Source organism: Haloferax sp. Atlit-6N (genome assembly GCF_003383195.1).
Lineage (GTDB): Archaea > Halobacteriota > Halobacteria > Halobacteriales > Haloferacaceae > Haloferax > Haloferax gibbonsii.
The window spans coordinates 56,643-78,683 of record NZ_QEQJ01000001.1 but is presented as its reverse complement, the minus strand read 5'-3'; the positions used below and the strand labels follow the sequence as shown (position 1 = coordinate 78,683).

The window sequence follows — 22,041 nt, the reverse complement described above, 5'->3', positions numbered from 1 at the left end:
GAGATAATTCTACCACCAATACTTATTTTCGGCGGTCGTTTCACCACCGAAAATATATCATCTATATATCACAAACGGCGTTCGTTTATGCCTGGTTTATGACCCCTTTATGACTCGTCTCTGAGGTCGAACAGCCGTTGGTAATAGTGTGCGACGATGTCGATTGCGGAAGAAACATCGCGCTCGGGGCTCTCTCGGACCCACTCGTCGTGACGGGTGACGCCGACGACGAAATACTGTGCGAGGTTATCGATGGTTTTTCCGTCTGCCGAGGGGGCCATCCGTGCGACTTTGATGCGGTGGGCCCGCCGAGCGACGGTCTCCCAGCCGTCGACTTCCTGTCCGTGGAGTCGCCAAAAGCGGGTGTGGAGCGTCGCGTATTCCGGATTTATGTCGAGTTCGTCACAGACGGTGCCGAGGAGTTCTCGAACGTCCCGCCACCGCGGGTCGTCGTTTATCGCGTCCGACTCGGAGTCGTCGGGAACGGACGAGACGAACGCTCCGGGCGGGACGTCGTGTTCGAAGCAGGCGTCGAAGGCGTCTCGGTTTTCGATTTCGTCCTGGAGGAAGAGCGCGCGCATGAACAGTTCGCCGGCGTGCTCGGCGCGCTCGGTGGGAACGTCGGGAAACTCGGCGACGAACGCCTCGGACATATGATGTACCGCACGCTCCGCGGCGGTCATCGCGGCGTCGAAGTCGCAGCTGAGAAGATGTGTCTCCCGCATATCCTGAAAGTGAAACCCTCGGAGTAGCGTCTCTGCAACCTCAAACGCTCGGGTTGAGGGGGCAGTAACGTCGAGGGTGGGGAGGTTCTCCGTCATCGTCTTCAGGGGGAGCCGATATGAGACAATCTTCGGACCACTTCTAAACTGTTATGGTAACGGTATGACAAAATTTCCGGAAACATCAGTCGTCAGTATTGTTTACCTATCGAACACGACCCACGCCCTTGTCGAGGACGCGGGCGTTCGGGATGACGAACTCGGTGTCCTCGGATTCGACGTGGGTGACGAACATGTCGAGTTCCTGAACGACGCCGCTGACCTCGCCGACGACGATCTCGTCGCCGATGCTGTACGGTTGGGTGAAAAGGAGGTACGTCCCCGCCGCGCCCGAGCGGAGCAGGTCGCGGAACGCGACGGCGCTGAGCACGATGAGCCCCAGCATGTACGACGCGAGGAGGACGATGAGTGCGAGCGTGGCGACGCCGACCTGCGAAAGCGCGACCAGCGTGGCGAGAAAGAAGACGGTGTATTTGGCGAGCGACGGGAGGACGTTCACCTGCGGGAGTTTGACCGCGCGGAACCGCTCGGCGACGAGGAGTTCGACCTTGTCGCCGACGACGACGCCGATGATGAGGACCAAGATGGCGATGAACAGTTGCGGCAGGATGGCGATGACGAGCCCCCAGAAGCGGTCGGCGTAGTTGACCCCGGCGAACGAGAGGGCGGCGAAGACGCTGATGCCGAGGACGAAATACCGCGTCAGCCACGACAGGATTTCGACCGTCGATGTCTCGAAGTCGCGGGCGGTCCGCTCGAAGGCGGTCCCCTCGATGGCCTCCGGGACGCCGACGCTGACGAGGAGTCGCCGGACGAGCGTCCCCGCGACGTACGCGAGCACCAACCCGAGAAGCAGGATGGCGAGCACGCCGAGAAACCGGAGCCCGACTATCCGGACGATGTCGTCGACGGCGCCGCCGACTGTCTGGAGCGGGACGACGGAGGCGGAGGCGGATGCGGCTGTGGACGCTGGCGCGGGACCGACCGACGAGTGGACGAGGGACGCCGAAACGGGCCCCGGCATCTCAGTACGCCTCCGGGTCGATTTCGAGAATCATCTTGCCGCCTTTGAACGCCCGGACGAGTCCGTCGGACTCCGAGAGGACGATGGCGGTGGCGTTGGTGTCGCGGGTGATGGCGCCGCCGGCCATGTGGCGCGCGCCCAGCCCCTTCGGGATGTCGACGCCCTCCGCGGAGGGTTCGAGGTAGCGGTACGCCGAGACGATTTTCCCCGAGTCGGAGATGACGAACGCGCCGTCGAGCCGCGAGAACTCCTTGAGCATCACGTTGACGATGGGGTCGCCGACGTAGACGTGGGACTTCTCGAAGGGATTGTACGAAAGCGGCCGCGACTTGTTCATCACCTTCCCCGCGTCGCCGACGATGAACAGCGCGCCGACGGGTTCGCCCTTCTGCCCCTTCTTGCCCAGTTCGATGGCCACCTCGAACACGTCGCGGATGACGCCGGGGTCCGCCCGGGAGTTCGCAAAGAGGTCGTAGATGCCCGACCGCATGTTCTCGTCGACGCGAACCCGGACGAGCGAGTCGAGGTCGCCGCCGAAGACCCCGACGTTGCAGGCGATGGTATCTCCCGCCTCGACGATACTCTGTTCCATCGCGCCCTCGACGCCGAACCGGATGCGGTCCTTGACGTTCTGGAACTGGAGGGGCAGTTCCACGAACGTCTCGGCTTCGACCGTGTTCTCCGGCGCGATGACCACCGTCGGAACGTCCGTCTCAGCGAACTGCTCGTAGTGGGAGTGACTCGGCGTGAACAGAAACAGCCCATCGACGTCCGCCACGAGGTCGCCCAATAACTCGGATAACGCCGCCATTGGTGGAGAGACACACCGGGTGAGAAAAAGGGTTGTGTCGCGTCTGACGCGTGGCGTGCGCGATTCGGCCGGTCGAAACCGGCGACTGATTCTCCCCGAGGGGGGCCGAACGGAGCTTACTGCCCCAGAATCGGGGCTCTGAGCGCGGCGACTTCGTCGAGAATCGCATCGGCGTCTTCCGGGGCGACGCCGTTTTCGTCGAGCGCCGCCGCGAGGTGTTCGGCGATGGCGTCGAAGTCCTCACCGGAGAGGTCGAGGTGGTCGTGGGCCGCCCGCATGTCGGCCCCGTCGTACTCGACGGGACCGCCCGCGACGGCGCTGATGAACTTGACCTGATGGGCGCGCTGTTCGACCATGTCGATGTCGTCGAAGTAGTGGGCGACCGAGTCGTCGGCGAGGACGCGGTCGTAGAAGTCCGAGACGACTGCTTCGACGGCCTCGCGGCCGCCGATGCGAGCGTAGAGTGACTGCGCAGACATCCGTCGGGGAGTTGGACGGCTCGATGGTAAGATTTCCTCCGAACGTATTCGGGGTGTTTAAGCGTGGAGTGCGGGGCACGACGGGGGTGAGAGGTCGTTCTGTTTGAACCCCCCGCGGTTGGGGGCCCACAAGAGGTTTGACAGCCTGTTGCGACGTTGGTGATTAGAGAGATGCGTAATTCGGTCCCTGTCGTGCTGACGGCTCTTCTGATTATTCTCGCGGGGTGCTCGGGAGTCGGAGCCCGCGACACGACGACAGCCGAAACAACCCCTCCGTCCGCGGCGACCACACAGTCTCCGACTGAGTCGACCTCGGCACGCGAGCGGACGGGAGCGCTCACCGACCGGACACCCGAGACCCGACTGTCACTCTATCCAGAGACCGGGTTCACAGGGCGCGTCGCTGTCGCAGTAGGCGGTGAAGAGGTCTTCAACGAGACGTTCTCAGACTACGGTGGTGACGACGGGGTCGACCTGACCGACCAGTTCGCGCCGACCCGCCAGACGGTCTCCGTCGCGGTGAACGGAACGGTACAGTGGGAACGGCCGGTCGGTACCACGGAGTCATTCGAACTCACCGTCCTCGAAAACGGGAGCATCGAGGTCCGCGAGCACACGATTCGATGACGAACGCTTGGGGCCTGTAGTGTCACTTTCTACCCACCGGGTTCGGCCGCGGCCGCGACACGTTGCTCGCCGTCGATAGAAGGCGCGCGGGACAGGGTTCGAACCGGGCCGAGACTCGCGGTGCTCGTCTCGTAGGGTTCGAACCTGTCTGCTCCCTCGCTTAGCTCGTTTGGTCAGTGCGCGGGACAGGGTTCGAACCGCGGTCGCAACGCGTCGCGTTGCTCCCTGATTCGAACCCTTCTGTCGCGCAGACACGTCTCTCACGGTGTTCGAGACGGTATGCGCGGGACAGGGTTCGAACCTGCGAAGGTCTACACCACAGCGTCCTAAGCGCTGCGCCTTTGGCCACTTGGCTACCCGCGCGCAATCGGGCGACGCTCGCCCTTCGACCGCACATTTCCCGCAACGATATATAAACGTCACGAGGGCTCGCCACGGGGATTATGCTCCCGCGGCCGCAACGACGACCATGTACAGCGCCCGAGACCAGCGAGACAATCAGGAGTGGCTGGCCCGCATCGACGCCGCCGCCGACGGCCTCGAACTCGGTAGCGAGGCCCGCTCGTACGCCTCGGACATGTTTCTCACGCAGTTGCCCGACGAGGACCGCTCGAAGAAGGCCGTCGCCGCCGCCAGCCTCTACGCCGGCGCGCTCATCGCCGGCGAGGAGCGCTCGCAGACCGCCGTCGCCGAGGCGATGGACGTATCGCGGCTCAGCATCCAACAGCGCTGGAAGGACCTCCTGCGGGAGGCCGGCTTCCGACCCCCGAGTTGGTAGCCGGTCACTCCGAGGAGCGCGTCGGTGCCATCCGCCGGGTCAAGACCGCGTAGGTCACCGCAACGGCGAGAACGCCGGCGACGAGGCCCGCCGGGATACCGACGAAAAGCGAGAAGAAGATCCACCGAGCGGCCAGCTCGGTGACGGCGATACCGACGAGGACCGCGGCGACGACGCCGACGGCGAAGCTGGCGAAAAGCGGGTGTCGCATGGGCGGCGATACGACCGTGAGCGTGAAAACTATTCGTCGCTCGGGGGCGTCCGGCCGCGACCCTCGCGGTCGGGCGTGAGGTTGCCGTGGCGGTCTATCTCCCCGGAGACGATTCGGGTCGAGGAGATTCGCTCGCCGTCTTCTGCGGGAACGTGCTCGACGACCTCGATACGGAGGGGTTTGAGGCCTTTCTCCTCTCGAATCTCGTTGACACGCTCGCCGCCGCCCCGCGTCTCGGGCGAGACGATGAGGACGTCGAAGCCCTCCTCGGTCGCGATGCCGGTCGGTTTGTCGAGTTCGCGGACCTCGAACTCGCGGTCGTACTCTCCGGCGAGCGGTCGGAGTTCGGCTTCGAGGTCGGCCTTGCGGTCGTCGAAGGGCCGGACGTAGCGGTCGACGTGTCGCGTCTTCGGCGCGAGTTCGTCGCTCGTGAGTCCGACCGTGACATCACCCAATTCGAACGCTCGCTCGAACAGCGCGAGGTGTCCATCGTGGACAGGGTCGAACGTCCCGCCCAGCGCGACGTGCATACTCTCGCGGTGGATGCGGCGCGACTTAAGCGGGTCGGGTTAGCCTAACGGACCAGCACCCGCGGCGAGCGAAGGGCTCCCAAAATCGGGCGAGGCACCGCAGCAGCCGGCAGACCGCGGAGCTACTCCTCGCGGACCGTAATCGTGACCGGTTCGGTCTCGTCGGTGCGGTCGGTTCCGAGGTGTCGGTCGAGGTTGAACACGGCGTTCAACTGCTCTTGCACCTGTCCGGAGACGCCCTTCACGAGGTCGCTCGGCGCGATTGCGACGTACTCGTAGGGGTTGTTGCCCGCGCCGGAACTCTTCCGCTTGCGGCGCTCGACCGTCTCGTCGTCGGTGAGTTCGGCCAGCGCCTCCCGAACCGTACTGGGGTAGAGGCCGGTCCCCTCGGCGACTTCCTCGCTCGTCGAGTGGGGGTGCTGTCGGAGGTAGACGTAGATTCGCGCGCGGGTCTCCGTGTCGAGAATCCACGCGAGCAGGTCCACCAACCCGTCGTCGAACTCGGAGACAGCGCAGTCGGCCGCGCCGCCCGAGTGTTCTTCGTCCGTCGACTCCGCGCTCCCCTCTGTGCTCTGGTCCGCAGACATTTGTGCTACGGCAAAGGTCAAAACTGGGGCGCTAAAAAATGTTTCCTGTCGGTCGTCGGCGTGCGACTCAGTCCAGCGTCAAGTGTTCGCACAGGGCGTCGAGCCCGGACTCCTCGTGAATCCGTCGCTGGACGGCGGTGCCGGATTCGGCGTCGAGAAGCGACCGGAGGCCGTCGACGCCGAGGCGGTCGGACTCGCTTTCGACGAACGATTCGAGGCTCACGACGCCCTCGGAATCCGGGGCGACGAAGTCGGTGTCTCGCCCGTAGCGGGTCGCGCGCCACTTGTTCTCGTCGAGGAGTTCCCGACGGACCGTCGTTCCCGATTCGCCGGACTCGTAGCGGTCGGCGAGGTCCAACACGAGCGCGTGGACGTACTCGACGAAGTCGGCGACGCGCTCGGGGTCGGTCTGGGCGTCGGGGGTTCGGATTTCGACCGTCCCGTGGCCCGTGTGTGGGCGCACGTCGTACCAGAGTTCCCCTCGGTCGTCTATCGAGCCGTACTCGACCATCCGGCGCTCGAAGCGCTGGAAGTCCTCGAAGTCGTCGAAGGCGGTCGGCATGCCGGTGTTCGGGAGGTTCTCGAACACCTTGGCGCGGGCGGAGGCGAGACCGGTGTCGAAGCCGTTCCAGAACGGGGAGTTCGCGGAGAGCGCGAGCAGGGGCGCGAGATACCAGCGGAGTTCGTTGGCGACCCAGACGGCCTTGTCGGCGTCGTCGACGCCGACGTGGACGTGCAGGCCGGCGGTCGTGTTCCGGTGTTGCGGGTACTGGATTCGGTCGAGTTGCGCCTGATACCGGGGCTTCGTCGCGTGGTCGAGTTCGCGCCACTTGGCGGCGGGGTGGAGCCCGGCCGCGGCGATGCGGTAGCCGTGGTTCGCGGCGTGGTCGACGAGCGCCTCGCGGACCGTCTCGACGGCCGCGCCGGCCTCGTCGGGGGCCTCGATGAGCGGCGTCTGCGTCTCGATAGTGAACTTGAACAGCTCGTGGTCGAGCCGTCCGGCGAGCGGTTCCGGAGGCTCCGGTCCGTAGACTAAGTCGTCGATGCCCGAGGTGGGGCGGCCGTCGGCATCGACGATGTAGAATTCCTCTTCGACGCCGAGCGTCCCCATTCGGTCGAAGGCGTCCGCCGACCCTAGTTCCATCGCAACGGCGTAAGTTGCGCCGAATTAAAAACACCGTGGGAGCCGGCGAACGCGTCGCACGACCGCGGGCAAGCGAATCGGACGATAGTGACGGTCGAAAATCAGGTCTCTCGGAACGGTCGTCAGACGGAGCGATGACGGTGACGCCGCCGCCCGTCTACTTCGGGCGGGCGACGATGCCGAGGTGGTCGGCGTGGAAGCGGTCGAGACGGGCTGTGTCGAGGATTTCGTACGCGGATTCCAGTTCGGTGACCACGTCGTCGAACACGTCGTCCGGCTCGGCGGTCACGTCCTCGCTCCGCGCCTTGACGGCCATCAGGAGCCGACCGTCGTCCGCGAGGAACTGTCGGTTGCGGACGGCGACGGTCGCCTGCCCGCGGGTCGCCACGTCCATGACGAGGCAATCGATGCCGGATTCGACCACGTGCGCGTATGATTCGGGGTCGCGCGCGTCCTTCAGGAGCGGGAAGAGATTGGTGCGGTCCTCGGCGACGCCGACGAGGTCGCGGACGGGTCGCGGCGCGAACTCCACGGCGTAGGTCGGCCCGGCGAAGTCGGCGACGTGCGAGACGGTCGTTCCCGAGGCGGCACCGAGGTAGAGGACCGACTCGTCGCCGACGAGACCCGTGTCCATCCCGAGTTCGAGCATCGCGCCGAGCTTCGAGCGCCCGGCGTCCCACGCGCGCCAGCCCTCGGCGTCCACGGGTTCGCCGTAGACCTGCGCGCCCCGGGTCGAGAGACGCTCGCGGCCGCCGAACGTCCGGCGCTCGACGCCCTCGGGGAGGTCGGCCTCGGCCCCGGTGTCGGCGGCGGAGTCGTCGCTCATTCGTCGGCCTCCTCGTCGGCGCGGGCGCGAATCGTCGCCATCCGGTCGGCGAGTTCGTCGTGTAGGTCCGGCCGGTAGTCGCCCGAGTAGTGGTCGATGCGCGCGGCGATAGAGAGCTTCCCGGCGAGCGCGCGGGCGGCCGACCCGCGGTCCTGCGGGCGCGTCCCGCGGACGTACTCGTGAGTGAAGATGACGCCGTGTTTGGGCGACGTGGCGCGACCCTTCAGGTGCGCGAAGAGGGCGTCTTCGGCCCCGAGCACCTGGACCGTTCCGCTCGGTTTCTTGGCGAGGCTTTCGAGGCCGCCCGCAAGCGCGATGAGCCGCGCCGCGAGGACGGGTCCGGCCATCTCGGCGAGGTTCGGCGCGGTCGTGGGCGCGCGCTCCTCGATGAACGTCCGGAGGTCGTCGCGCTCGTCGAGCAGGTCCACCGCGCGGGTGGCGTAGGAGACGACGCGCTCTTCGGCGGCGGTCTTCGGGTCGCGGGCGGCGATGTCGCGGACGCCGTCGAGGCCGCGCGGGACGTCCTCGTAGAGCGTGCCGGCCCACTCGACGACCCGCTCGGCGAGTTCGTTCGCGGTCCGTTCGGCGTCGTCCATCGCGCGCACGGCGTGGGCGAGTTGCACGTCGTCGGCGCGCTCGCGCTCCGCGACGGCCTCGCTGGCGGCGGTGAGCGTCGCCGAGCGAAGCTTGGCGTAGTAGTCGGTGTCGTCGGCGGCGAACCCGGCGTCGACGGCCTCGGCCGGCCAATCGGCGGGGGCGGAGGCGCGGCCCGTTCGGACTCGCGTCGCCCCGGATTCGGGGTCGTCGGGGTCCGCGCCGGCGAACCATGCGTCTGTCATACTGGCGGATTGCGCCCCGTTCGGGTAAAAGGACACGGACCCGCGGGCGCGGTTCGGCGCTCGCGGCATACTGTGGTAAGTTTTAACACACCATGTCTCGTACGAATGGTCGATGGAACGCGCTTCGTACGTCTGTCGTGAGTGTCAAACGACCGTGAGCGCCGCGTCGTACCGTTCGACCTGCCCCGAGTGCAGCGGTGAGCTTCGGCCCACGTCGGTGACGAGCCGCCGACGCGCCGGAGATTGAACGACGCGCGCGGGTCGTCCGACCCGAGCGCCGTCCGCTCGCTCGCAGTCACGACCGACGACCTCGTGACCGCCCTCGAGGCGAACCGCCGGGGCGACGACCCAGTCGTCCTCCGCGTCACCCCGCCGTTCTACGGGCGGATGCGGGCGCGAATTCACCGCACCGGCGGCGAGGCCTCGGACTACGCCGACCCCGAGCCGATACACCTCGACCCGCGGGTCTTCGTCGCCGACGACGCCCCCGCGTACCCCGAACCCGACGAGACGCGCCCCGAGCCGTACGAGGTCGAAACGCACCACGAGCGCCACACGGAGGCGGTCCGAGCGTGGCGCTCCGCCGTCCGCGACCACCTCCGCGAGGCCGTCGCGCTCCCGACGGACGACGGTCCCCACGAGGTCGACGTCAAGTACCTCGGCTGAGCGAACCACTTTTTCCCCGCGGGGCACACCGTAGCGACATGAGCACCGACGAGTACCGCCGCGGGACGGCGGTCGAGCGCGAGCGTCAGCAGAAACAGCGCCCGGCGCGCGGCCGCTACCGCGGGGTGTTGCCGGTCATTTACGCCATCGGGTTCGTCATGTTCACCGGCGTCTCGCTGTACATCGGGCCGGAGCCGGCGTTCGCAGTCTACCTCGTCACCCACGTCTTCTACGCGGGCCTCATCCGCGCGGACATCAAGTCGCTCCGCGGGCAGGGCATCGGCTGGGGCGCGTCGCGGCACCTCTGGTTCGGCGCGGCGTTCGCGCTCCCGTTCGTCGCGCCCGCCTACTACCTCTACAGCGGCCGCGTGATTCGCCGCGAAAACGAGTCGCGGAACCTCGACGACTGAGGCGAAAACCCGCGGACCGCTCGGAGAGGTCGCGTCGAGGGTGCGGCGGCCCGGCCACCGAACTTATGCCCGGCGAGGGGAAATGGCGGGGCAATGACTTCCAGACGCGTAGTCGCGGTGCTCGCGCTCGCCGCGCTCGTGCTCACGAGCGGCTGTATCGGCTTTCTGACGGGCGAGGAGACGCTGACGTTCGAATCCGAACCGGCCACGACGGACGCGACCGTCGCCGAGAACGCCGGCTACGAGACGAACGGGACCGAGACGTTCGCAGTGAACCGCACGCTCTCGTTCGGCGGACAGGAGCGTAAAATCGCCGCCAGCAACCACATCACGACGTACGAGAAGACGCTGGACCTCGGCTTCTTCGGCGAGGCCAAACTCGGCTCGTTCAGCGTCATCTCGACGCCCGCGGTCGAGGTCGCCGGCCAGCCCCGGAACCCCATCGGCGACTACTCGAACGACGACCTCATCCGCCTCGTGGACAACCGGTATCAGGGCCTCAGCGACGTCCAGCAGGTCAGTTCGCGGAACGTCCAGATGCTCGGGCAGACGACTAACGTCACGAAGTACAGCGCCACCGCGCGGTTCGGCGGCCAGGAAGTCGACGTGTACGTCCACGTGACGAAAGTCCAGCACAACGAGGACTTCGTCATCGCAATCGGGCTGTACCCCCAACAGCTCGACGGCGAGGAGGAGAACGTCCTCGAACTGATTCGGTCGGTCGAACACCCGTCTGAAGCGTAAGCCGCCTCGGGCGAGCCTTTTTCTCGTCGCCGCGGGTCGGTGGTTTCATGACTCGCGTACGGACCGCAGGTATCGCGGTGACGGCGCTCGGCGTCGTCGGCTACGGCGTCGGGTCGCTCGTTGCCTACCCGGGCCGGGCGTTCTCGGTGACGGCCGTCATGGTCGGCATCACGCTCTGGGCCATCGGGGGTGACGTGCGGTGATTTCGGCGCTCGTCTACGGCGACGACGGCGTGTCGGCCTACGAGGAGACCGCGTTGGACGCGGCGCGCGACGCCGACGGGACCACGTGGGTCCGCGCGACCGCCGCGGAGGAGTTCGAGCGCGTCGCCGAGGCGTTCGGCGTCCACCCGCTTTCGGTCGAGGACGTTCGGAACGACGCCCGCCCGAAGGCCGAGGAGTACGACGACTACACGTTCGTCGTCGTCCGGGTGGCGACGCTCCGCGCCGGCGAACAGGTGTTCGAAGAGGAGGTCCAGACCAGACCCGTGGGACTCTGCTTCGGCGACGACTGGCTCGTGACGCTGACGCGCCGGGAGTTAGAGCCGATAAACTACGTGTGGAACGCCATCGAGCGGGAGGAACCGCGGATGCTCCGGTTCGGACCGGACTTCGTGGCCTACCGCGTCATCGACCGCATCGTCGACGAGTACTTCGGACTGTTGGACGAGGTCGGCGAGGAGATAGAACTCATCGAGGACATCATCCTCGAGGGGCCCGACCCGGAGGTGCTCGAAGGGCTGAACGCGGTCCGGCGCGACCTGCTGTCGTTCCGAAAGACCGTGTGGCCGACGCGGGAGGCGGTCGGCGTGCTCTCCCGCGGCGACCCCGACTACGTCCGCGAGTCGACGGAGAAGTACTACCGCGACGTGTACGACCACCTCGTCGAGTTGGTCGACCTCACGGAGACGTACCGCGACCTCGCGCGCGGCGCGCGGGACATCTACCTCAACACGCTCTCGCAGTCGACGAACGAGGTGATGAAGACGCTCACCGTCGTCGCGACCATCATCCTCCCGCTCACGCTCGTCGTCGGCATCTACGGGATGAACTTCGACCCCGGCGCGTCGGCGTTCAACATGCCCGAACTCGGCTGGGCCTACGGCTATCCGGCGACGATGCTCGGCATGGCGCTCGTCTCCGTCGTCCTGCTCGTCTACTTCCGACGGGAGAGCTGGCTCTGAGCGACGAAAGAGATATACTACCCGATTGCTCACGTCTGGCGCTCGGTTCGCGTCGGCGAGGTGACGACAGAGCGGCTACATCGTGCGATTGACCCGCATGACTTCGGCGAAAGGTTTATATGCTTTTCGGACTTACTGATGGTAAGGCCAGTCCAAGCCGGATTATTCTTTCGTCTTCTGTGGTCTTCCCGGCCGAGACGTATCCGCGCCTTCCACCCCACCATGAGCGACACCATAACCACCCGAACCTACAGTACCGACGCAAAGGCCAGGGACGTCCGTCCCCGCGAGTCCGAGCGAGACGAAAAACAGCAGGACGAAGCGCAGGTCTGCCCCGAGTGTAGCGGCCACCTCGTCACCGACGAGGAACACGGCGAGACGATTTGCGAGGACTGCGGCCTCGTCGTCGAGGACACCGTGGTCGACCGCGGCCCGGAGTGGCGCGCGTTCGACTCCGCAGAGCGCGACAGCAAGTCCCGCGTCGGCGCGCCGACGACGAAGATGATGCACGACAAGGGGCTGTCGACCAACATCGGCTGGCAGAACAAGGACGCCTACGGCAAGTCCCTCTCGCCGCGCCAGCGCGAGCAGATGCAGCGGCTCCGCACGTGGAACGAGCGGTTCCGCACCCGCGACTCCAAGGAGCGCAACCTCAAGCAGGCGCTCGGCGAAATCGACCGCATGGCCTCGGCCCTCGGTCTCCCGGAGAACGTCCGCGAGACCGCCTCGGTCATCTACCGCCGCGCGCTCAACGACGACCTGCTCCCCGGCCGCTCCATCGAGGGCGTCGCCACCGCGGCGCTGTACGCGTCGGCCCGGATGGCGGGCACTCCCCGCTCGCTCGACGAACTGGAGAAGGTCTCGCGCGTCGATAAGATGGAACTTACCCGGACGTACCGCTACGTCGTCCGCGAGCTGAAGCTCGAAATCAAGCCCGCAGACCCCGAGCAGTACGTCCCGCGGTTCGCCAGCGAACTCGGCCTCTCCGACGAGGCCGAGCGGCAGGCCCGCAAGCTCCTCCGCGACGCGAAGGAGACGGGTATCCACTCCGGCAAGTCGCCGGTCGGCCTCGCCGCCGCCGCCGTCTACGCCGCCGCCCTCCTCACCAACGAGAAGGTGACCCAAAGCGAGGTCTCGACGGTCGCGGACATCTCCGAGGTCACCATCCGCAACCGCTACAAGGAGCTGCTCGAAGTCCAAGACGGTACCCTGTTCGCGTAAACGCTCGGTGGGCTCGGTGGCCCGCACTTTTTCTCGGTCGTGCCAAACCGTAACAACATTTATCCGCACCCCCGAAGCATATACGGGGTATGGTTGAAGCGTTCGTCCGACTCTTGTGCCCCGAATGTGGAAAGGACTGGGAGACGAATCCGACCGACCTCCCCGCTCACCGCGACAACTACTCGTGTCAGGGATGCGGCGCGACGCGGCGCACGGCCGAGTTCATGCGGACGGAGCGCGACCTCCAGACGCTCAAACAGTTCGAGTAGCGAGGAGCGAGAGAGGGGTCGCCGCACGACCGGGGCGGCCCCGGCTGGCGTTCGTTTTTTAGATGTCGGGAATCGTCGAGAGCGCGCCGCACGCGTCGCACTTCAACACCTCGGCACCCTGTTCGGCGACGAGTTTCGTGTCCGGAGACCCGCACTCGCTACACAGCACGAACGACTCGACGTACTCGTCGAGCGCGTCGGCGATGCGGCGCTGGCGGAACTCGCCGGTAAAGCGCGCGCGGCCCCTGTCGTCGATCTGGGCGCTCGTCCCCAACTCCGTCTGGAAGAACTTCAGCACGTGCGCCGCCTCGCGCGCGAGGCGGTCGTGGGTCGCCGCGAAGTTCTCGTAGACCGTGACGTTCCCCTCCTGGCGGACCGCCGGCTCCGGAACGCTGAAGCGGTCGCCGCCTTCCGCGACGTCCGGCGACTCCGAGAGCGCGCGGTCCAGTTGGTCGTCGTAGTCCATGCGCGACAGTACGCGCACGCCGGGGTAAAATTCTCACGACCCCCGGCGCGCGCGACCGGCGCTCGGCGCGCGCCCTACATAGCTATATAAACCACTCGTGAGATTCCGCCGACGCTCGCTATCGAGGGGGCGAAACAACAAACGAATTGAAAACGTTCGAACACGAAATTTCCGCTGAGACCCCCATAATCGGCGGTTTAAGGGAGTCGGATGCTAACGTGACTCAAGATAATACTATATCCCTCCGGTCTCAAGCCGTGGTTGCTCATGAAGAAGCAGGAACTCATCCACCTGCACGGTCTGCTCGCAGAAGTCCACACCCAGATTGAGGCCTGGGAGGACGAGGAAATCAGTCTCGTCGAGTACAACGAACTCGGCGTACGACCGACATCCATCCACAAGTCCAAGACGGACCACAAAGCAGCCGTGTTTAAACTGGCGAAAGGAATCACCGGAGCGATGCGCGAGGCAGAACCAGAGCCGCTCGCACCGCAAGCCGACTGAACCGAGAAAAGAAACGCGTTCTCCTCTACGACCCTACACATCCGAGAGCGACCGCGCCGTTCTCTGGCGCGACGACGCTCCCGAGCGACCGCCGTGCCGAGCTAATTGGATGAGTTCCACGCGCGGGTAGAAACAGCAGTCGGGCGGGGCCGGGACGACGACGCGACGACGCGGGACGCGACGGCCTCAGCGGTCGTCGACGAGGTCGTCGAAGTCGACGAGCGCGTCGTCGTCCGAAGCGCCGGTCTCGGCGCGGGTGTCGCCCTCGCCGTCCGTCTCGACCGAATCGTCGTCGACTCGTTCGACCGACAGCACCTTCAGCGGGATATTTTCGAGGCGTTGGCCGATCTCCTTGCGGGCGATGCGCGAGGCGTGTTCCTCCTGTTCGACGTTGAAGACGGTCATCTCCAGTTCGAGGGCGACGAGCGCCTCGTCCGCGGCGATGAACGCGGGGGGGAGTTCCTCGCCGCCGGGCGAGCTCCGAGAGCCCATGTTAATCTCGACGTACTTCAGGTCGGGATTGAGCATCTCGCCGGTCTTCGAGATGGCGATGCGAATCGCCTCGTCGACGGTTTCCACGTCGTACACCGGGACCGCGGCCTCGACGACGACTCTGCAGTCCATGGTTACGATGAGGTTGTGTGCCGAAGGGTATCAACCTTCTTGCCACTCCGTCTCGCGCCCGCTCACTCCCCGCCAGAGCGGAGGTGGTGGAAGACGTACGTCTGGGTGTAGCCGGCGTAGCGACCGCCGAGGCGCTCGCGGATGGCCCGCGAGGTGTCGGCGTAGTTCCCCCGGTCGCAGTCGGGGTAGTGCTCCTCGATAGCCGACCGAATCCACGTGTCCAGCGGGACGGCTTCGAGGTAGTCGAGCGAAAACAGCAGGACGCAGTCCGCGACCTTGTCGCCGACGCCGACGAACGTCGTCAGGAAGTCACGGGCGTCCTCGTAGTCGCGGCCGCGGGCCTCGGCGGGCGTCGCCTCGCCCGTGGCGACCATCTCGGCCGTCCGCCGGACGTAGGGCGCGCGGTAGCCGAGGCTGAGGTCGCGGAGTTCGTCTTCGGTGGCCTCGGCCAGTCGCTCGGGCGTCGGGTACGCGAAGTACGTCTCGCCGTCGAACTCCACGCGCTCGCCGTAGGTCTCTCTGAGCCGCGACTGCATCCCGAAGATGCGCGAGACGCGCATCTGCGCCGAGCAGATGAACGAGACGAGACAGCCGAACGGCGGGTCGCGGACGAGTCGCATGCCCGGGTACGCCTCGTAGGCCCGCCGGACCAGCGGTTCGTCTGGCATCTCCGAGACGATGGCGTCGAGGTCGTCGTCGAGGCGGAGCAGGTGGGTGAGAAGCGGGACGGCGTCGAGGTTCGACTCCCACTCCAGCGCGCCGTCGGTCTGGCGGACCCTGACGACGGCCGACTCGTCGGCGACGCCGTCGAGCGGCGGGACGACCGTCTGGTACCACGCGTCGCCGCCGTGGGCCGCGTCGCGCTCGTACATCCGGCCGTCGGGGCGGTCCCAGAGGTACGACTGGCCGCTCTCCAGCGTCGATTGGAGGTCGAACGCTCCGTCGAGGCTCGCGAGGTCGATGACACCCGTCTCCATCGCTTCGACGTTGGGCGCGGGGGATTTGCGGGTTTCGATGCCGGCGCGCCGCGTCGCGCCACGTCGAGCCGCGTCGCGCTCAGCGGTTGCGGCTCACCGGGAAACTGACGCGGTCGGGGTGGTCGCCCAGCCGGTCGAGGATGCGCTCGTAGAGCCGGTTTTTGACGCGCTGGGCGCGGGTCGGCGGGACGAGCACGCGGAGTCGGAAGACGACCCACGACTCCTCCTGTGCGACGTTGACCGTCGGGCCGCCGGCCACGTCGAGTTCCAGCGGCGACTCGGCGAGCCTGGCCCGGTAGCGTTTCATCGCGGCGTCCATGTCGTCGCCGAGTTCCTCGTCGGCCACGTCCAAGAGGAGTTGGCGGACGAACGGGAGGTCCGTCTCGTAGGACACCTGCACGGGTACCTCGGTCCAGACCCGGTCGAACAGCGCGCCGTAGTTGACGACCTCGGACGAGAGGACGAGCGAGTTCGGGACGGTGACGGTCCGGCCGGACGGCTGGTTCGACGCGAGGGTGCCGCCGGTCTCCCAGAGCGTCGTGACGAGGAAGTCGACCTCGGCCACGTCGCCGGAGACCGAGCCGATGTTGACGCGGTCGCCGACCGCGTACGGTCGCTTCGCGAGGATGTAGAACCAGCCGATGAAGGAGAGAATCGGCTGTTGGAGCGCGAAGGTGACGGCGAAGCCGATGACGCCGAACGAGACCAACACGCCGAGCCACTGCTCCGTGAACGCCCCGAGGACGCCGACGAGCGCGACGCCACCGAGGGTGAGTCGGAGGACGTTCCGAACGTCGTGGGCCCGGCGGCGGTCGGCGATGCGCCCGACGAAGAACGCGGCGAGAAACCGGTAGACGCCGTAGGCGACGAGCGCGACCGCGGCGGCAGACAGCCCCTTCGAGAGGAGCAGGTCGGCGTTGGGCACGTCGAAGTCCGAAAGGGGGGTCGTCGCGCGGACGAGCGCCGAGAGAACCGCGGCGATGAGCCCGGCGGCGAACGCGCCGAGGCCGAGGCGGCGAGACATACCGTTGCCGTCGGGTGGGCGACTGAAAAAGGTGTAGTCGAACCGAGCCGAGGGTCGGCGGCGGCCTCAGTTGCGGATGTGGAGGTCCGTGAGGTTCGCGAGGTGGTCGGCGACGCCGTCGTCGAGGCCCTCGCGGGTGACGCGCCACTCCCAGTTTCCGGTCTGCGTGCCGGGCGTGTTGAACCGGGCGTCGGAGCCGAGTCCGAGGAGGTCCTGCGTCGTCGTGAACGCGAGGACGGACGCGGAGTTCCAGACGGCGTCGATGATGGACCAGTGAATCTCCGAGCCGTCCGCGCCGATGTTGTAGTGGAGACAGTCGCGGGTGCGGTCGTCGAGGTCGCGGTAGTAGCCGACGAACGTGTCGGTGTCGTGGGTCGAGGTGTAGGCGACGGAGTTCTCCGGGTAGTGCATCGGCTGGTACATGTCGCCCTCGCTGCACCAGTCGGCGTACTGCGGGACGCGCATGCCGGGGAAGGCGAACCGGTCGCGGAGGTCCACGAGCGAGGCGTCGAGGAAGCCGAGGTCCTCGACGATGAAGGGGAGGTCGCCCAGTTCGCGCTCGACCGTCTCGAAGAAGTCGTGGCCGGGGGCGTCGCGCCACTCGCCGTTTCCGGGGTCGTCGGAGTCGGCGTCGATGGCCCAGAACTCGTCGAAGCCTTTGAAGTGGTCGATGCGGGTCACGTCCACGAGGTCGAACAGGCGGCGGAGGCGGTCGAGCCACCAGCCGTAGCCGTCCTCGCGGAGCGTCTCCCAGTCGTACAGCGGGTTCCCCCAGCGCTGGCCGGAGTCGTTCGGGTTCGGCGGGACGCCGGCGACGACGGCGGGTTCGTTCGACTCGGTGAGGTCGAACGCCTCGGGCGCGGCCCACACGTCTGCGCTGTCGAGCGCGACGTAGATGGGGAGGTCGCCGACGAGGGTGACGCCCTTCTCGTCGGCGTAGTCGGCGAGGGCGCGCCACTGCTCGTCGAAGCAGAACTGGACGAACTCGCGGTAGCGAATCTCGTCGGCGTACTCCTCGCGGGCGTCGGCGAGCGCGTCGGGGTCGCGGGTCTTCAACTCGGTCGGCCAGTCTATCCACGCCCGCCGAAACTCGTCTTTGAGGGCGGCGAACAGCGCGTAGTCTTCGAGCCACCCGGCCTCGCGCTCGCGGAAGGCGTCGAGGGCGGCGCGGTCGTCCTCGGCGGCCTCGGCCTCGAAGCGGTCGAAGGCGGTGCGGAGCCGCGAGCGCTTGTACTCGCCGACGCGCTCGTAGTCGACCGCGTGGGGGTCGAAGTCGGGAACGGGTTCGAGGTCGTCCTCGGTGAGCCACCCGCGCTCTACGAGGTCCGTGAGGTCGATGAGAAGCGGATTGCCGGCGAACGAGGAGGTCGATTGATACGGCGAGTTCGCCATGGCCGGCTCCGTCGGCCCGAGGGGGCAGAACTGCCACATCGACTGTTCGGCGTCGGAGAGGAAGTCAACGAAGGCGCGGGCGCCGTCGCCGAGGTCGCCGATGCCGTGGGGCCCCGGGACCGAGGTGACGTGCATGAACACCCCGCTCTGTCGAGAAAGTCGCATACCCACAGGGTCCGCGTGCGACCCAATTGGTACTTTGGGTCGAAACAGCGGGCCGACGAGGAGACCGCGAGCGCGGGGACGGGGCCACGTCGGACCGCCGACTCACTCTCTGTCGTGCTAGCAAACAGCACGAAATCGGTCGCGAGCGGGCGTCGCTCGCGCTCGTCTCAACAACACTTATTCTCCCCCGTCCGTTCCGTGCGCGTATGAGTGATATCGCTGTCATCCTCCCCGACGGGACGGAACTCTCCGTCGAGGAGGGTGCGACGGTGCGAGACGCCGCGTTCGCAATCGGCCCCGGCCTCGGCAAGGACACCGTCGCCGGCGTCGTCGATGGCGAACTCGTGGACAAGGAGACGCCGCTCCACGACGGCGCGGACCTCGTCATCGTCACCGACCAGTCCGACGAGTATCTCGACGTGCTTCGCCACTCGGCGGCCCACGTCTTCGCGCAGGCCCTCCAGCGGCTCCACCCCGAGGCCAAACTGACCATCGGCCCGTGGACGGACGACGGCTTCTACTACGACGTGACGAGCGTCGACCTCGAACAGGAGGACCTCGAAGCCATCGAAGACGAGATGCGCGACATCATCGAGGAGGACCTCGACATCGAGCGCGTCCTCGTCGACCGCGAGGAGGCCCTCGAAAAGTACGCCGACAACCCCTACAAGCGCGACATCCTCGAGGACGAGGCCGCCGGCGACGACGAGCTGTCGTTCTACCAGCAGGGCGAGTTCGAGGACCTCTGTAAGGGCCCGCACGTCGAATCGACGGACGAAATCGGCGCGGTCAAACTGCTGAACATCTCCGCGGCCTACTGGCGCGGCGACGAGGAAAACGACACGCTGACCCGGGTCTACGGCACGGCGTTCGAGTCCGAGTCCGACCTCGAAGCGTTCCTCGACATGCGCGAGGAGGCCAAGGAGCGCGACCACCGGAAGCTCGGACAGGAACTGAACCTGTTCGCCATCGACGAGACGACCGGACCGGGCCTGCCGCTGTACCAGCCGAACGGCAAGCGCATCCTCGACGAGCTCGCGGACTACGCGAAGCAACTCAACCTCGACGCGGGCTACGACCCCGTGGAAACGCCCCACCTGTTCCGGACGGAGCTGTGGAAGAAGTCGGGCCACTACGAGAACTACGTCGACGACATGTTCCTCCTCGACGTGAACGACGAGGAGTACGGCCTGAAGCCGATGAACTGCCCCGGCCACGCGACCATCTTCGACCAGCAGTCGTGGTCCTACCGCGACCTGCCGGTGCGCTACTTCGAGGACGGGAAGGTCTACCGGAAGGAACAGCGCGGCGAGCTGTCGGGCCTCTCGCGCGTCTGGTCCTTTACCATCGACGACGGCCACCTGTTCGTCCGCCCCGACCAGATAGAAGACGAGATCAACCTCATCATCGACAACATCCTGACGGTCTTCGACACGTTCGGGCTCGACGCCGAAGTCGCGCTCGCGACGCGGCCCGAGAAGTCCGTCGGGAGCGACGAAATCTGGGAGCAGGCGGAGACGCAGCTCCGCGCGGTCCTCGACGACAGCGGCATCGACTACGGCATCGAGGCCGGCGACGGCGCGTTCTACGGCCCGAAAATCGACTTCGCGTTCAAGGACGCCCTCGGTCGCAAGTGGGACGGCCCGACGGTCCAGCTCGACTTCAACATGCCCGACCGCTTCGACCTGACGTACACGGGCGAGGACAACGAGGACCACCAGCCGGTGATGATTCACCGCGCGCTCTACGGCAGCTACGAGCGCTTCTTCATGGTGCTCATCGAGCACTTCAACGGCAAGTTCCCGTTCTGGCTCGCGCCCGAGCAGGTCCGCATCCTGCCCATCTCGGACGACCAGATGGGCTACGCGAAGAAGCTCCAGTACGAACTCGGCGACTTCCGGGTCGACATCGAGGACCGCTCGTGGACGCTCGGCCGGAAGATTCGCGAGGCCCAGACCGACCGCGTCCCGTACATGGTCATCGTCGGCGGCGACGAGGAAGAAGACGGGACCATCTCCGTCCGCGACCGCAAGGAGCGCGAGGCCAAGGACGTGAGCGTCGAGGCGTTCCGCGACCACCTCCGGAGCGAGTACGACGAAAAGCGCCCCGAGCCCGACTTCCTCGCCGACGCGGAGTGAGGAACGCGGCCGACTCAGGCAGTAACTGATTTTCTGTTCCGGCGGTTCCGCGCCGCCGCGTCCAACTCTCGCCGGACCGTCGTCCGGAACGACTCGTCTCTGATGAGGTTCGCGAGCACGCCGAAGTGTCCGCAGTCCCACTCGCGGCGGTTCGGCCTCGGGACGCCCCACTCGTCGAGGAGCCCGCGGGCCGTGGACGCGGGAGCCATCTCGTCGCGGGTCCCGACGAACGGGAAGACGCGTTCGGGCGCGAGACACGGGTCTTTGGGCGGATTCAACAGCGGCGCGAACTCGTGGAGCGCCTCGCCGGTCCAGCCGGCCGCGTCGAGGGCGGCGTCGATGTCGAGCAGTTTCGTGAGGCCGCCAGCGAGGAGCGTCTGGTCGATTGCGCCGGGCATCCCCGCGGGAAACAGCAGGTCGGGGCGCATCGATTCGGGCCAGTCGCCGCACCGACCGCCGACGTGGAGCGCGACGGTTCCGCCGAGGCTGACGCCGCCGACGCCGACGGCCGGCGCGCCCTCGGTCCGCGCCCAGTCGGTGAGGACGGCGGTCTCCAGCGCGGCCGCCGAGTAGAGCGTGAACAGGCCGACGGGCGCGCGGGCGATGTAGGGCTCGCCGCTGTATCGACCGAGTAGCTCGCGCCGGCCGTGCCACGGCGCGTCGGGGAGGACGACCCGGTACCCCTCGGGGGCGAGCGCGCGGGCGACGTACTCCTCTTCGGGCCAGTAGGTGAGTTGGTCGTCGAACATCCCCCAGCCGGAGTGGAAGACGAGCGTCGGCAGGTCGTCGGCGGCGTCGACGGGTTCGTACACCCGCGCGGTCGCCCGGTCGCTGAGATGCGGCGACGGTGAGCGGAAGCGAAGCAGATACTCGACGGTTCCCGGCCCGCGAACCGTCGCAGAGCGCTCGACGCGGGGGAACTCCTCGGCCGCGCTGGATTCGGCGAAGCCGTACAGTCGCTCGGGTTCGGCGAGTTCGTGGTGCCAGCGGGTCCGCGCGTCCTCGGGCGAGGGCGTCTCGAACTTCACCGGCGGCACGAGGTGTTCCTTCGGGAGGAAGCCGAAGATGTCGGTCGGCTTGGCCCGCCGTTCCGACACCTCGCGGCGCTCGCGCTCGACGGCGACGCGCTCGTCGGGCGTCGACTCGGCGTCGCCCCAGAAGACGCTGTCCCAACGTTCCATCGTTTCGTCGTACGCGCCGCGGAGGCGGGCGTACTGCGCGAGGGCGCGTTCGATTCGGTCGTGGAGGTGCGGTGCCGGCGGCGAGCCGACTTCGCGGAGGTACGCTTCCGGGCCCTCCGAGAGCGCGACGTCGGCCGCGGCGCGAGCGCGGACGACGCCGAACTCGCGGGGGAGCGAGCGAGTCTTGAACGCCTCGAACGGGCGCGAGGTCAACAATCGGCCGGCGGGCGAGGTGAGCAACCGGTGTACCGCCGGGGTTTCGAGGTGGTCCATGCAGTGTGATACGAGTGACACGATAATGACCCTAGGCCCGCATGTCAGGGAGTGAGAACGGCCGGAGTGGTACCGGGACCGGCCTCTCGAACTACTAAATCAAATAGCGCGATATGAAATCCGATTCGCGGGGAAAACAGACGAATCGAAGCGGAACGAGACGACG

28 protein-coding genes and 1 tRNA gene are annotated in these 22,041 nt (G+C 66.9%); 12 read left to right on the top strand and 17 right to left on the bottom strand.

Annotated features, from left to right (window positions below; genetic code table 11):
* Nucleotides 1-107 precede the first annotated feature (107 nt).
* The 4 genes from DEQ92_RS00360 to DEQ92_RS00345 all read right to left on the bottom strand — a co-directional run bounded on the left by DEQ92_RS00360 (nucleotide 108) and on the right by DEQ92_RS00345 (nucleotide 3,096).
* Nucleotides 108-725 (bottom strand): hypothetical protein, encoded by a 618-nt coding sequence (locus DEQ92_RS00360; protein WP_115820291.1) that lies wholly within the window; start codon nucleotides 723-725, stop codon nucleotides 108-110.
* Nucleotides 726-927: 202 nt separating this feature from the next.
* Nucleotides 928-1,806 (bottom strand): mechanosensitive ion channel family protein, encoded by an 879-nt coding sequence (locus tag DEQ92_RS00355; RefSeq protein ID WP_050459147.1) that lies wholly within the window; start codon nucleotides 1,804-1,806, stop codon nucleotides 928-930.
* A gap of 1 nt (nucleotide 1,807) precedes the next feature.
* Nucleotides 1,808-2,617 (bottom strand): diadenylate cyclase, encoded by an 810-nt coding sequence (gene dacZ / locus DEQ92_RS00350; protein ID WP_004976646.1) that lies wholly within the window; start codon nucleotides 2,615-2,617, stop codon nucleotides 1,808-1,810.
* Nucleotides 2,618-2,733: 116 nt separating this feature from the next.
* Nucleotides 2,734-3,096, bottom strand: coding sequence for a group 1 truncated hemoglobin (locus DEQ92_RS00345; protein ID WP_004976644.1), 363 nt, complete (start codon nucleotides 3,094-3,096; stop codon nucleotides 2,734-2,736).
* Between the two features lie 171 nt (nucleotides 3,097-3,267).
* On the opposite strand from DEQ92_RS00345, the gene DEQ92_RS00340 reads away from it, so the two are divergent.
* Nucleotides 3,268-3,723: a hypothetical protein gene (locus DEQ92_RS00340; protein WP_147299465.1), complete on the top strand. Its 456-nt coding sequence runs from the start codon at nucleotides 3,268-3,270 to the stop codon at nucleotides 3,721-3,723.
* Nucleotides 3,724-4,003: 280 nt separating this feature from the next.
* On the opposite strand, the gene DEQ92_RS00335 is transcribed toward DEQ92_RS00340, so the two are convergent.
* Nucleotides 4,004-4,086: transfer RNA gene (locus DEQ92_RS00335), tRNA-Leu, on the bottom strand.
* A 106-nt stretch (nucleotides 4,087-4,192) separates the two neighbouring features.
* On the opposite strand from DEQ92_RS00335, the gene DEQ92_RS00330 reads away from it, so the two are divergent.
* Nucleotides 4,193-4,501 (top strand): transcription factor tfiib repeat-containing protein, encoded by a 309-nt coding sequence (locus tag DEQ92_RS00330; protein WP_004976640.1) that lies wholly within the window; start codon nucleotides 4,193-4,195, stop codon nucleotides 4,499-4,501.
* 4 nt (nucleotides 4,502-4,505) lie between these two features.
* On the opposite strand, the gene DEQ92_RS00325 is transcribed toward DEQ92_RS00330, so the two are convergent.
* From DEQ92_RS00325 to DEQ92_RS00300, 6 genes are all read right to left on the bottom strand, one after another.
* On the bottom strand, nucleotides 4,506-4,712 hold the full coding sequence (locus DEQ92_RS00325; RefSeq protein WP_004976638.1) for a hypothetical protein: 207 nt from the start codon (nucleotides 4,710-4,712) through the stop codon (nucleotides 4,506-4,508).
* Nucleotides 4,713-4,741: 29 nt separating this feature from the next.
* The gene (locus tag DEQ92_RS00320; protein WP_050459148.1) at nucleotides 4,742-5,242 is read right to left on the bottom strand and encodes a phosphopantetheine adenylyltransferase; all 501 of its coding nucleotides are present in this window, start codon (nucleotides 5,240-5,242) and stop codon (nucleotides 4,742-4,744) included.
* 122 nt (nucleotides 5,243-5,364) lie between these two features.
* The gene (locus tag DEQ92_RS00315; protein WP_004976627.1) at nucleotides 5,365-5,829 is read right to left on the bottom strand and encodes a winged helix-turn-helix domain-containing protein; all 465 of its coding nucleotides are present in this window, start codon (nucleotides 5,827-5,829) and stop codon (nucleotides 5,365-5,367) included.
* Nucleotides 5,830-5,896: 67 nt separating this feature from the next.
* Nucleotides 5,897-6,973, bottom strand: coding sequence for a glutamate--cysteine ligase (locus tag DEQ92_RS00310; RefSeq protein WP_050459149.1), 1,077 nt, complete (start codon nucleotides 6,971-6,973; stop codon nucleotides 5,897-5,899).
* 157 nt (nucleotides 6,974-7,130) lie between these two features.
* Nucleotides 7,131-7,799, bottom strand: coding sequence for a fibrillarin-like rRNA/tRNA 2'-O-methyltransferase (locus tag DEQ92_RS00305; protein WP_115820290.1), 669 nt, complete (start codon nucleotides 7,797-7,799; stop codon nucleotides 7,131-7,133).
* Entirely contained in the window at nucleotides 7,796-8,638 is an 843-nt protein-coding gene (locus tag DEQ92_RS00300) for an NOP5/NOP56 family protein (RefSeq protein WP_115820289.1), read from the bottom strand. Before DEQ92_RS00300 ends, DEQ92_RS00305 begins: the two co-directional genes overlap by 4 nt.
* A gap of 112 nt (nucleotides 8,639-8,750) precedes the next feature.
* On the opposite strand from DEQ92_RS00300, the gene DEQ92_RS24510 reads away from it, so the two are divergent.
* From DEQ92_RS24510 to DEQ92_RS00265, 8 genes are all read left to right on the top strand, one after another.
* Nucleotides 8,751-8,885 (top strand): rubrerythrin-like domain-containing protein, encoded by a 135-nt coding sequence (locus DEQ92_RS24510; protein WP_115804898.1) that lies wholly within the window; start codon nucleotides 8,751-8,753, stop codon nucleotides 8,883-8,885.
* Nucleotides 8,882-9,304 carry a hypothetical protein gene (locus DEQ92_RS00290; protein ID WP_050459151.1) on the top strand — a complete coding sequence of 141 codons (423 nt, stop codon included), beginning with the start codon at nucleotides 8,882-8,884 and terminating at the stop codon, nucleotides 9,302-9,304. Before DEQ92_RS24510 ends, DEQ92_RS00290 begins: the two co-directional genes overlap by 4 nt.
* 38 nt (nucleotides 9,305-9,342) lie before the next feature.
* Complete coding sequence (locus DEQ92_RS00285; RefSeq protein ID WP_004976619.1) at nucleotides 9,343-9,714, top strand: hypothetical protein; 372 nt, start codon at nucleotides 9,343-9,345, stop codon at nucleotides 9,712-9,714.
* Between the two features lie 117 nt (nucleotides 9,715-9,831).
* On the top strand, nucleotides 9,832-10,458 hold the full coding sequence (locus DEQ92_RS00280; protein ID WP_004976617.1) for a DUF6517 family protein: 627 nt from the start codon (nucleotides 9,832-9,834) through the stop codon (nucleotides 10,456-10,458).
* Nucleotides 10,459-10,505: 47 nt separating this feature from the next.
* A complete protein-coding gene (locus DEQ92_RS23685) occupies nucleotides 10,506-10,661 on the top strand; it encodes a hypothetical protein (RefSeq protein WP_004976613.1) in 156 nt (51 codons plus the stop codon).
* A complete protein-coding gene (gene corA / locus DEQ92_RS00275) occupies nucleotides 10,658-11,641 on the top strand; it encodes a magnesium/cobalt transporter CorA (RefSeq protein WP_004976611.1) in 984 nt (327 codons plus the stop codon). Before DEQ92_RS23685 ends, corA begins: the two co-directional genes overlap by 4 nt.
* Nucleotides 11,642-11,863: 222 nt before the next feature.
* The gene (locus tag DEQ92_RS00270) at nucleotides 11,864-12,862 is read left to right on the top strand and encodes a transcription initiation factor IIB family protein (protein ID WP_004976608.1); all 999 of its coding nucleotides are present in this window, start codon (nucleotides 11,864-11,866) and stop codon (nucleotides 12,860-12,862) included.
* Nucleotides 12,863-12,951: 89 nt separating this feature from the next.
* Nucleotides 12,952-13,131, top strand: a complete 180-nt coding sequence (locus DEQ92_RS00265) for a hypothetical protein (RefSeq protein WP_004976607.1) — start codon at nucleotides 12,952-12,954, stop codon at nucleotides 13,129-13,131.
* 58 nt (nucleotides 13,132-13,189) lie between these two features.
* Here DEQ92_RS00265 and DEQ92_RS00260 read toward each other — a convergent pair whose 3' ends face one another.
* The gene (locus tag DEQ92_RS00260; protein ID WP_115820288.1) at nucleotides 13,190-13,597 is read right to left on the bottom strand and encodes a translation initiation factor IF-2 subunit beta; all 408 of its coding nucleotides are present in this window, start codon (nucleotides 13,595-13,597) and stop codon (nucleotides 13,190-13,192) included.
* Between the two features lie 267 nt (nucleotides 13,598-13,864).
* On the opposite strand from DEQ92_RS00260, the gene DEQ92_RS00255 reads away from it, so the two are divergent.
* Entirely contained in the window at nucleotides 13,865-14,101 is a 237-nt protein-coding gene (locus tag DEQ92_RS00255) for a UPF0058 family protein (RefSeq protein ID WP_004041569.1), read from the top strand.
* 186 nt (nucleotides 14,102-14,287) lie between these two features.
* Here the strand turns inward: DEQ92_RS00255 and DEQ92_RS00250 are convergent, their stop codons facing one another.
* The 4 genes from DEQ92_RS00250 to malQ form a co-directional block, all read right to left on the bottom strand.
* The gene (locus DEQ92_RS00250; RefSeq protein WP_115820287.1) at nucleotides 14,288-14,725 is read right to left on the bottom strand and encodes a DUF555 domain-containing protein; all 438 of its coding nucleotides are present in this window, start codon (nucleotides 14,723-14,725) and stop codon (nucleotides 14,288-14,290) included.
* A 62-nt stretch (nucleotides 14,726-14,787) separates the two neighbouring features.
* Nucleotides 14,788-15,702 carry a DNA-3-methyladenine glycosylase gene (locus DEQ92_RS00245; RefSeq protein WP_004976600.1) on the bottom strand — a complete coding sequence of 305 codons (915 nt, stop codon included), beginning with the start codon at nucleotides 15,700-15,702 and terminating at the stop codon, nucleotides 14,788-14,790.
* A 79-nt stretch (nucleotides 15,703-15,781) separates the two neighbouring features.
* Nucleotides 15,782-16,726 (bottom strand): mechanosensitive ion channel family protein, encoded by a 945-nt coding sequence (locus DEQ92_RS00240; protein WP_115820286.1) that lies wholly within the window; start codon nucleotides 16,724-16,726, stop codon nucleotides 15,782-15,784.
* 66 nt (nucleotides 16,727-16,792) lie between these two features.
* Nucleotides 16,793-18,283: a 4-alpha-glucanotransferase gene (malQ, locus tag DEQ92_RS00235; protein WP_049905189.1), complete on the bottom strand. Its 1,491-nt coding sequence runs from the start codon at nucleotides 18,281-18,283 to the stop codon at nucleotides 16,793-16,795.
* Between the two features lie 206 nt (nucleotides 18,284-18,489).
* On the opposite strand from malQ, the gene thrS reads away from it, so the two are divergent.
* The gene (thrS, locus tag DEQ92_RS00230) at nucleotides 18,490-20,421 is read left to right on the top strand and encodes a threonine--tRNA ligase (protein ID WP_115804901.1); all 1,932 of its coding nucleotides are present in this window, start codon (nucleotides 18,490-18,492) and stop codon (nucleotides 20,419-20,421) included.
* A gap of 14 nt (nucleotides 20,422-20,435) precedes the next feature.
* Here the strand turns inward: thrS and DEQ92_RS00225 are convergent, their stop codons facing one another.
* Nucleotides 20,436-21,875, bottom strand: coding sequence for an alpha/beta hydrolase family protein (locus DEQ92_RS00225; RefSeq protein ID WP_050459158.1), 1,440 nt, complete (start codon nucleotides 21,873-21,875; stop codon nucleotides 20,436-20,438).
* Nucleotides 21,876-22,041: the final 166 nt, after the last annotated feature.